Here is an 8,675-nt window from a genome sequence, read left to right as displayed (position 1 = left end):
GTCGCCATCATTGAGGCCCGGGCACAAGACGATCTGGGCGTGAATCTCGATTCCCGCATCCATCAAGCGCTCGAGCACCTCGATACCGCGCCCGGCATTGCGGCCGATAAGGCTGCGCCGCACGTCGGGCGACACGGCGTGGATGGAGACGTTCATGGGCGAGAGGAACTTGTCGATAACCTCCTCGACATCGCCGTCGCTCATATTGGTGAGCGTTACGAAGTTGCCCTGCAGAAACGAGAGTCGGTAATCGTCGTCGCGAATCGTGAGCGTATCGCGGCTCTCCTTGGGCAGCATCCGCATGAAGCAGAACACGCACGCGTTCACGCAGGTGCGCATCTCATCGAAGATGGCGTCGTTGAATGTAAGGCCCCAGTCCTCGCCGGAAAAACGCTCCAGCACGCAGGGCGTTGACGTGTCGTCGCTCGGATCGAACACCGTCAGCTCGACCTCGTCCTCGTCAGCCTCCCATAGCCAGACGATCATATCCGTGAGCGACTGGTCGTTCACGTGCGAAATGTACATACCCGGCTCGATGCCGGCATCGTATGCGGGCGAATCTGGGCGAACCGCCACAACGAGCGCGCCGCGAAACGCCTCGGCGGGTACGGTCCCGCGCCTCGCCCCGTAGTTCGCGGGAGTGGAGGCATAGGCGGGAACGGTCGGTTTCGTCATGCTCAGTCACGATTCCATTCAACAGAAGAGTCTGGATTACAGGCCACCAGGCGATCGATCACCTGGTGGATATGGGCAGGCGGCGTGGAGGCACCCGCGGTAAGGCCGATGTTGCGGACATCTTGGAACCAGATGGGATCGAGTTCGTCGGCATCCTCGACGTGGTAGGTGGAAGGACACTGGGCCGCGCAGATCTGAGCGAGGCGGCGCGTGTTGCCCGAGTTCTTGCCGCCGATAACGACCATGGCGTCGACGCTCGACGCGAGCCTCTCGGCGCTTTCCTGTCGCTCGTGCGTGGCCTTGCAGATCGTGTTGATAACGCGAATCTCGCCCACGCGAGCAACGAGCGAAGCCACGACCTGGCCCAGTCGCTCATCGGTTTGCGTGGTCTGCACCACAACGCCTACGCGCTTGCCAAGAACGATATCGTTCAGGTCATCGATTCCTGACACGACGACGGCGCCGTCGCCGGCATGGCCCAGGATGCCCTCGACCTCGGGGTGGCCGCTCTCCCCTACAACGATAACCTGATAGCCGTCGGCCGCGAGGCGGGCGGCAGCGTGATGAACCTTTTTGACGTACGGGCACGTGGCATCGATCACGTCGAGTCCGTGATGCTTGGCCGATTCGATAGCCTGCGGTACGACCCCGTGGGCGCGAATGACGAGCGTCCCCGCTTCGGCCTCGTCCACGGAACCTGCCGTGCCGACGCCTGCAGCCGATAGCTCGGCAACGACGCGCGGATTATGGATGAGCGGACCCAGCGTGCGAACAGGCTGGCGCGCCGCGCTCGCAGCGTCGATGGTAAGCTTGAGGGCCCGCTCGACGCCGTAGCACACACCGGCGTGCTGGGCCACGCGAATGCGCACGACCTGAGATGACGCCATGGCTATCGCCTACCCGGATGCTCGCGGCGAAGGTCGTCGCGAAGCGCGTACATACGGCGAACCGCCTCGTCCTCGATCCACTGCACGCGCTCCTTGCGCTTAAGCTCGACGGGGGCATCATCGAACGAAACCGGAGCCCCCGCTTTCATCCAGCAGGTAACGGGACGCATGAGCTTCTTGCCCTCCGGCGTGACGTCGCGAAAACCGCAGACGCCAACCGGCGCGATAGCGGCCTTGCCCATCTGCGCGATCAGTGCGAAGCCTCCGTGTACCTGGACCTCTTGATCGTCAGAGCGCACGCGCGTGCCCTCGGGGAAGATCAGGATATCCTCGCCGCGCTGCAAGGCGTGCTGCGCGCGACGCAGGCTCTTCATGTCGGCGGTGCCGCGCTCGACGGGAATGCCGCCGGCACGGGCGAACGTCCAGCGAACGAGTCCGTTGCCGTTGAACTCCGACTTGAAGATCGGGCGGACACGATGGCCCTTCGACCAAAGGTACGCTACGAGCGCGGGGACCTCGGCCATCGACGTGTGATTGCAGATGATCACGCGGCCGGTATCCCCGGAAGGCTGAAGATGGCCCTCGTCGGCCATCGTCCAGCGCCACATGATCTTGGTGAAAGCAAAGACGACCGCCAGGGCGATCGCGTATAGCATGCGGACGGGCAGCGGAAAATCCGCCATATCTGACTCGTAGTACTCGTCGGGAGCACCTCCGAACACCTTCATTATTCTGCCTCCTCGTCGATGAGGCGCGAGATGGCTGCCACGACCTCCTCGATCGTGAAGGACGAGGAGTCAATATGCACAGCGTCGTCGGCCGGACGCAAAGGTGCCGTCTCGCGGGTCGAATCAAGGGCATCGCGCCGTTCGAGGTCGCGAAGGGTCTCATCTACCTCGGACTCGACCTGAGCTGCGGAAACGACTTCGCCCTCATGACGCTGCAGCACGCGACGGCGCGCGCGTTCGCGCGGGTCAGCGGTGAGAAAGACCTTAACCTGGGCGTTAGGGAAAACGACGGTACCGATATCACGTCCTTCGGCGACAACGTTGCGGCCTTCGGCGAAGCTGCGCTGAACAGGCAGCATGGCCTCGCGAACGCCAGGATATGCCGAGGCCTTCGAAACGACGCGGTCGATCTGCGGGGTGCGGATGGCCTCGCTGACATCGTCGCCATCAAGCGAGATGCGCGTCGCATCCCCGGAAGAGTCAAACGATATGCAAGCCGAACGAGCCTGCGCGCACACCGCCGCCTCATCTTCAAGGTCGATGCCGTCGCGAACACATGAAAGCGCGACGGTCCGATACAGGGCACCTGTATCAAGCTTCTCGAAGTCGAGTCGATGCGCGAGCTCGCGCGCGATAGTTGATTTACCCGAACCGGCGGGGCCGTCGATAGCAACGATCATGGGTGATGCGTCCTTTCGGTCGTATAAGGCAGGCTTAGGAGATGCCTGCATCGTCTTTGAGAAGCGCGACTTCAGAGGAATCGAGCTCGCGCCATTCCCCCATGGGAAGATCGTCGAGGCGCAGCGAACCGAACTGCGTCCGGTGCAGCTCCAGGACAGGATGGTGAATTTTCGAAAGCATGCGTTTCACCTGGTTCTTCCTGCCTTCGCGAATCTTCACCTCGACGAAGGTCGTGTATGCGGGCGGACGACCGGAATAGACCTGGCGAATCTCGCGATTGGTAAGAAGCCGGCAGCGCGCGGGCTGGCATAGGCCGTCATCGAGCTCGATGCCGCGACGCAGCGGCTCGAGCTCATCGTCCTCCAGGATACCGTCGACCAGCGCGAGATACGTCTTCCATACATGATGCGAGGGATGGAGCAGGGCCTGACCGAAGTCACCGTCCGTGGTAAAGAGCAACAATCCGGTGGTGTCCAGGTCCAAGCGCCCTACGGGAAAAAGCCCGGGGTAGCGCCTGGTCGGAACGAGCTCGGCAACCGTTGGCCGCCCATGCGGATCGCGCATCGTGGTAATGAAACCGGCAGGTTTATTGAGCATGATATACGTGGCACCGGCGCCAAGGACCACGGGGACGCCGTCCACCGTAACACGGTCGCATGCAGGGTCGACCTTGCTGCCGAGCTCGGTGGTGACGATGCCGTTGACGCATACCCTGCCGGCCGTCATGAGGTCCTCGGACCCGCGACGGCTCGCAACGCCGGCGCGGGCGAGAAACCGCTGCAGGCGCATGGGAACGAGGCGTTCATCAGGCCGAAACGCGGGGCTACTCATGTGCATCCTCCCTAGGTGCATCGAGTTCATCGGAGGAGTCGATCAGATCGCGTTCTTCCTCCAAGTCCTCTTCGGTTTCCTCGAGCGTCGACTGAATCGAACGACCAGACAGGCGCTCGCGAATAAACTGACGCGATTGCTCGTCGGGGGCGAACTGCTCGAGGTCGGGCAGATCTTTCACGCTGCGCAGGCCAAACTTCTCGAGAAACACGGTGGTGGTACCGTAACGGATGGCCTGACCACGTTCGGGGTCACGACCCATCTCGCGGATAAGGCCTTTATCGACAAGCGAGGAGATCACGCCGTCCGAGTTGACGCCGCGGATGCCCTTCACCGCCTCGCGCGTGACGGGTTGATGGTAGGCGATCACCGCAAGCGTCTCCAGGGCGGCCTGACTGAGCTTCTGGGTGTCCCACGAGAGAACATAGGACTCGACCTGCTCGTGAAAGGCCGGATGCGTGAACAGCCGCCAACCACCAGCCACCTCGCGCAGCTGAAATCCACGATTGGCCTCTTCGTATTCCACCTGGAGCTCGGCCAGGAGCGAGGCGACCTCGCCCGGTGCGACATCGAGATGGGAAGCCAGCGTGGCCGCGCTTACCGGGTCGCTTGAAACGAGTAGCAGCGCTTCCAGAGCCCCCTTCAGCGAGGAGGGTCCGAGCGTCGTCAATTCTGCCATAATGCGTTACTCCCCTTCGATGGCGAGCGCATCGCCGGGACGGTATTCCGCAGCCCCTGCAACGCGATGAATGGAGATGGTTCCGAAGTTCTCCTCCTGCTCGAGCGTGACCGAGCCACGCTTTGCAAGCTCGAGGATGGCAAGGAACGTGGCAACGAGCTGCTCCGTCGTAGCCTGGCCATCGAGCAGCTCGCGAAACGTCAGATGGGGTCGCGCGATGGTAACGCGGTCTACGGAGGCGACGGTGAGCTCGATGGGCATGCGCCGCGGCGCCACGTGCTCGGCCTCGAGCAGGAACTTCTCGCGGCGGCCATCGATATCGGCGCAGATGACCGCAAGGCCGCGCAGGGTGATGCCAGCAAGATAATCGGGCATGAGGTTGAGAAACTCCGGGTCGGGACCGGCGACGCGCGGATGCATGCGGCTTTCGGCCTCCATGCGCGCACCGAGCGCCGCCGCCGCGCCCTTAAACTGCTTGTAGGCGATCAGGCGCGCGATAAGCACTTCGCGCAGCGCATCGCCATCAAGTTCGGCGAACTCCTCCTGCTCCTCCTCGTCCAAACGCGAGCGGACGGGTTCATCCGGAACAAGCGAAGCGGCCTTGATGTCGAGCAGCGTGGCGGCCACGAGAAGAAAATCGCTGGCCACATCGAGATCGAGGGCTTCCAGTCGCTCGACCTCGGCGAGATACTGTTCGGCCACTTCGGCGATAGAGATCGATCCGATATCGACTTTTTGCCTGCTTACAAGCTGAAGCAGCAGATCGAACGGCCCCGAGTAGACCTGCGTGGAAACTCGATAGGACAACGCCGGCCTCCTCTTGCGATCGAATAAGAACAAATACGTAGGTAGTTTAGCGCACTACCGACCGAGAGCCAGCGACACGAGGACGTCGCCCAGAGGATATACAGTGGCATCGAAATACATACCGATCAGGTCGATACCCGTAACCATGGGAAGCAGGTACAGAACAACGATCAGGATGGGCATCGCATACTGCTGGATTCGGTAATACGCATGCAACGCATCGCCCTTGAGGAACGGCACCAAGATGGACGAGCCATCAAGCGGCGGCAACGGGATGAGGTTGAAGAAAGCAAGCGAGAGATTGACGAAGATGAACGTGAACGAGAAGTCGACGAGGGCGCTCAGCACCGCCGTGGGCAGAGCGACGGCAACTGCTTCCGAGGCGACGAGGGACAGAATCGCGGCGCCCACGCAGGCAAGAATGATGTTGGACGCGGGTCCCGCGATAGAAACGAGGACCTCGTCCCGTTTGGGATGCTTGAGATTATTGAGGTACACCGGCACCGGCTTTGCGAACGCGAACACGGGGCCGCCGGCGGCGATCATCAGCAACGGCAGCAAGATGGTGCCAAAGGGGTCGATGTGGCGCAAAGGATTCAGCGAAACTCGACCGCGGGAGCGAGCGGTCTTGTCGCCCAGCGCGTAGGCTGCGAGCGCATGCACGCTTTCATGAACGACGATACCGAGCATCACGGCAAGTGCGCTCATAAGCAGCGAGCTAATCTTGAGTCCCATCTACTACCTTTCAGAAGCGAAGCTTGCGCGCGGCGCGCATGCAAGCGTAATCGAGCAGGAACAACACAACGGCTACAAGGGAGAAATCAAGCCGAAATACGCCGCCAAACGGGGTGGTTATCACGCCGTAACCCGCGATGAACGAGGGCAGCAGGCGCGAGAGATCGACCACGAAGCCAACCATGTTGAGGCGGGCGGAAAGCCCGCTGAAGCACAGCAGGACAACGATGGAGCAGAGCGCGAACGCGCAGATGCGAAGCGCGATCGCAAGGATGGTCAAGGCAATGGCGCCGGCTCTACGAGCGTCCACGTTCCATTTCCTCCTCGATGGTCGTCGACAGCTCGAGCCATTCGTCCTCGAGCGCGGGGATGGTCTTCTTCAACTCGTTATATTCCGCAAGGGCCGTGTTGAATTTCTCCTGGTCGGCGTAGAGCTCCTCGGATGCCATCAATTCCATGAGCTCGTCATAACGAGCGCGGTGCTTCTCAAGGGCAGCGTCGACTTCCTTGAGGCGCGTCTTCGTTTTCTTAAGACGACGGTTGAGCTCGGCACGAGCGTCGGCTTCGGCCCGACGCTGCTCTTTTGTCTTCTTGCCCTCGCGAACAGGAGTCGCGGCGGAAACGGTGGGCGCAGCCTGCTTGGGACGCGAGGGGGCGTCGGCCGACGCCTCGAGCGCAGCTCGGGCGGCAAGGTCTTCGCGCTTATAGAGGTAGTAGTCGTAATCGCCGTCGATCACGGTCATGTGGCCGTCCCTGATATCAACGACGCGATTGGCAACAGCCCGGACAAGATGCTCGTCATGGCTGATCAACACGATGGTGCCGGGAAAACGCTTGAGCGCGTTTTCAAGCATATCGACCGAATCGATATCAAGGTGATTCGTGGGCTCGTCGAGGCATAGGAGGGCCTCGGGCGCTACGAGCATCTTGGCCAGCGCCAGTCGGGCGCGCTCGCCACCCGACAGAACACCGACGCGCTTATCGACGTCATCGCCCGAGAACAGGAAGGCGCCCAGCAGGCTTCGCTCCTGGGGCACGGTCCAACCGGGAGCGACCGAATCGATCTCCTGCAGTACGGTATTCGATTCCTTCAGTCATTCCAGCTGGTGCTGTGCATAATAGGCCACGCCCACATGCAGGCCCAGCTCTCGCGAGCCGGACGACGGCTGCTCGACGCCGGCCAGAATCTTGAGCAACGTCGATTTACCCGCGCCGTTCGGACCGACGAGCGCGATACGGTCGCCTCGGTAAAGCTTAAGGTCGATACCGCTGTAGATCTCTTTGGCCCCGTACGATTTGCTTACGCCCTCGAGAGAAGCCACGAGGTCACCCGAGCGCGGAGGATCGGGAAACTTGAAGTCCACATGCTTGTGGCCTTCGGGGAGTATGACCAGCTCGTTTTTAATCTGCTCGATCTTGCGCATACGCTCCTGAGCCTGGGCCGCCTTCGTGGGCTTGTAGCGAAACTTATCTACAAAGACCTGCATATGGGCGATTTCTCGCTCCTGGGCGGCGCGTTTGGCGCGCATCTGCTCGAGATTGTCTTCGCGCTGCTTGAGATACGAGCTGTAGTTACCGGTATAGACCGTGACGCGCCTGTTCTCGAGCGCCGCTACATGGTCGACGGAAGCGTCCATGAATGCGCGGTCGTGGCTGACAAGCAGGACCGCGCCCTCGTAGCTCGCGATAAAGCCGCGAAGCCATTGAACGCTCTCAAGATCAAGGTGGTTGGTGGGCTCGTCCAACAGCAGCAGATCGGGCTTGCGAAGAAACAGCTTGGCGAGCGCGATTCGCATCTGCCAGCCACCGGAAAAATCGCTACATGGCTTATCGAAATCGGAAACGCGGAAACCCAGTCCCGAGAGGATCTGGCGCGCATGGCTCTCGAGCTCGTATCCGCCCAGATGCTCGAAGCGATCCTGAACGCGACCGTATTCAAGGAGGAGCGCGTCAAGGTCGTCGTTCTCCCCCGCCTCCGCGATCATAACCTGAAGCTCTTCGGTGCGCTCGCCCATAGAGCGAATCTCGACAGCGGACGCCATAACCTCTTCGATCACCGATGTATTGGAAGCGAGCTTGGTCTCCTGCTCGAGATAGCCAACCGTGACATCCTTCGCATACGACACGGTGCCGGCATCCGGCGACTCGAGACCCATGACGATCTTGAGGAACGTGGTCTTGCCGGCGCCGTTCGGACCAACCAAGGCATAGCGTTCACCGGGGTTCACCTGAAGCGTGGCACCGGAAAACAATACGCGGGCACCAAAGCTCTTTTCGATCTTGTCGGCAAGAAGGATCACGACGACTGCTCCCATTCATAACAAAAAGAACCCGGTTACCCAGGTCCTTAAGATTCGATGGTGGGCGATACAAGATTCGAACTTGTGACCCCATCCGTGTGAAGGATATGCTCTACCCCTGAGCCAATCGCCCGTTGCTTTTCAGCAAGGAGAATAATAACACGGTGCTCGAAGAGGATGCAAGCGTCTTTTTGAAAATATTTCCGCACGGTCGAGTGACTCCGAGCGACGGCTAAAAAAAGACCCCCGGAATACCGGGGGTCTAAAATACATGAGGTGGAGACGAGGGGGATCGAACCCCTGACCTCTTGACTGCCAGTCAAGCGCTCTCCCAGCTGAGCTACGCCCCCAT

9 protein-coding genes, 2 tRNA genes and 1 pseudogene are annotated in these 8,675 nt (G+C 61.0%); all 12 read right to left on the bottom strand.

The window, feature by feature from the left end; all coding sequences use genetic code 11:
* Positions 1 to 675 (bottom strand): PDZ domain-containing protein (locus I2E26_RS08585; protein WP_370551478.1); only part of this gene is annotated, 675 nt, incomplete at its 3' end.
* A 2-nt stretch (positions 676 to 677) separates the two neighbouring features.
* The gene (ispH, locus tag I2E26_RS08580; protein WP_195420397.1) at positions 678 to 1,562 is read right to left on the bottom strand and encodes a 4-hydroxy-3-methylbut-2-enyl diphosphate reductase; all 885 of its coding nucleotides are present in this window, start codon (positions 1,560 to 1,562) and stop codon (positions 678 to 680) included.
* A gap of 2 nt (positions 1,563 to 1,564) precedes the next feature.
* Positions 1,565 to 2,290 (bottom strand): 1-acyl-sn-glycerol-3-phosphate acyltransferase, encoded by a 726-nt coding sequence (locus I2E26_RS08575; protein ID WP_195420396.1) that lies wholly within the window; start codon positions 2,288 to 2,290, stop codon positions 1,565 to 1,567.
* Positions 2,290 to 2,970 carry a (d)CMP kinase gene (gene cmk / locus I2E26_RS08570; RefSeq protein ID WP_147588278.1) on the bottom strand — a complete coding sequence of 227 codons (681 nt, stop codon included), beginning with the start codon at positions 2,968 to 2,970 and terminating at the stop codon, positions 2,290 to 2,292. Before cmk ends, I2E26_RS08575 begins: the two co-directional genes overlap by 1 nt.
* Before the next feature lie 34 nt (positions 2,971 to 3,004).
* Positions 3,005 to 3,802 (bottom strand): pseudouridine synthase, encoded by a 798-nt coding sequence (locus I2E26_RS08565; RefSeq protein WP_195420395.1) that lies wholly within the window; start codon positions 3,800 to 3,802, stop codon positions 3,005 to 3,007.
* Entirely contained in the window at positions 3,795 to 4,481 is a 687-nt protein-coding gene (scpB, locus tag I2E26_RS08560; RefSeq protein WP_195420394.1) for an SMC-Scp complex subunit ScpB, read from the bottom strand. The genes I2E26_RS08565 and scpB overlap by 8 nt, the downstream gene beginning before the upstream one ends.
* Before the next feature lie 6 nt (positions 4,482 to 4,487).
* Positions 4,488 to 5,288, bottom strand: coding sequence for a ScpA family protein (locus I2E26_RS08555; RefSeq protein WP_195420393.1), 801 nt, complete (start codon positions 5,286 to 5,288; stop codon positions 4,488 to 4,490).
* Between the two features lie 54 nt (positions 5,289 to 5,342).
* Positions 5,343 to 6,023, bottom strand: a complete 681-nt coding sequence (locus I2E26_RS08550; RefSeq protein WP_195420392.1) for a site-2 protease family protein — start codon at positions 6,021 to 6,023, stop codon at positions 5,343 to 5,345.
* A gap of 10 nt (positions 6,024 to 6,033) precedes the next feature.
* Positions 6,034 to 6,333: a hypothetical protein gene (locus I2E26_RS08545; protein ID WP_147588283.1), complete on the bottom strand. Its 300-nt coding sequence runs from the start codon at positions 6,331 to 6,333 to the stop codon at positions 6,034 to 6,036.
* Positions 6,320 to 8,323, bottom strand: a pseudogene (gene abc-f, locus I2E26_RS08540) (ribosomal protection-like ABC-F family protein). The gene I2E26_RS08545 and the pseudogene abc-f overlap by 14 nt, the downstream one beginning before the upstream one ends.
* 58 nt (positions 8,324 to 8,381) lie before the next feature.
* Positions 8,382 to 8,456: transfer RNA gene (locus I2E26_RS08535), tRNA-Val, on the bottom strand.
* 144 nt (positions 8,457 to 8,600) lie between these two features.
* A tRNA-Ala gene (locus I2E26_RS08530) sits at positions 8,601 to 8,673 on the bottom strand.
* Between the last annotated feature and the right edge of the window lie 2 nt (positions 8,674 to 8,675).

Source organism: Collinsella sp. D33t1_170424_A12 (assembly GCF_015554865.1).
Taxonomy (GTDB): Bacteria; Actinomycetota; Coriobacteriia; order Coriobacteriales; family Coriobacteriaceae; genus Collinsella.
The sequence above is the reverse complement of the archived record's forward strand: the minus strand, read 5'-3'. Positions and strand labels throughout refer to the sequence as shown.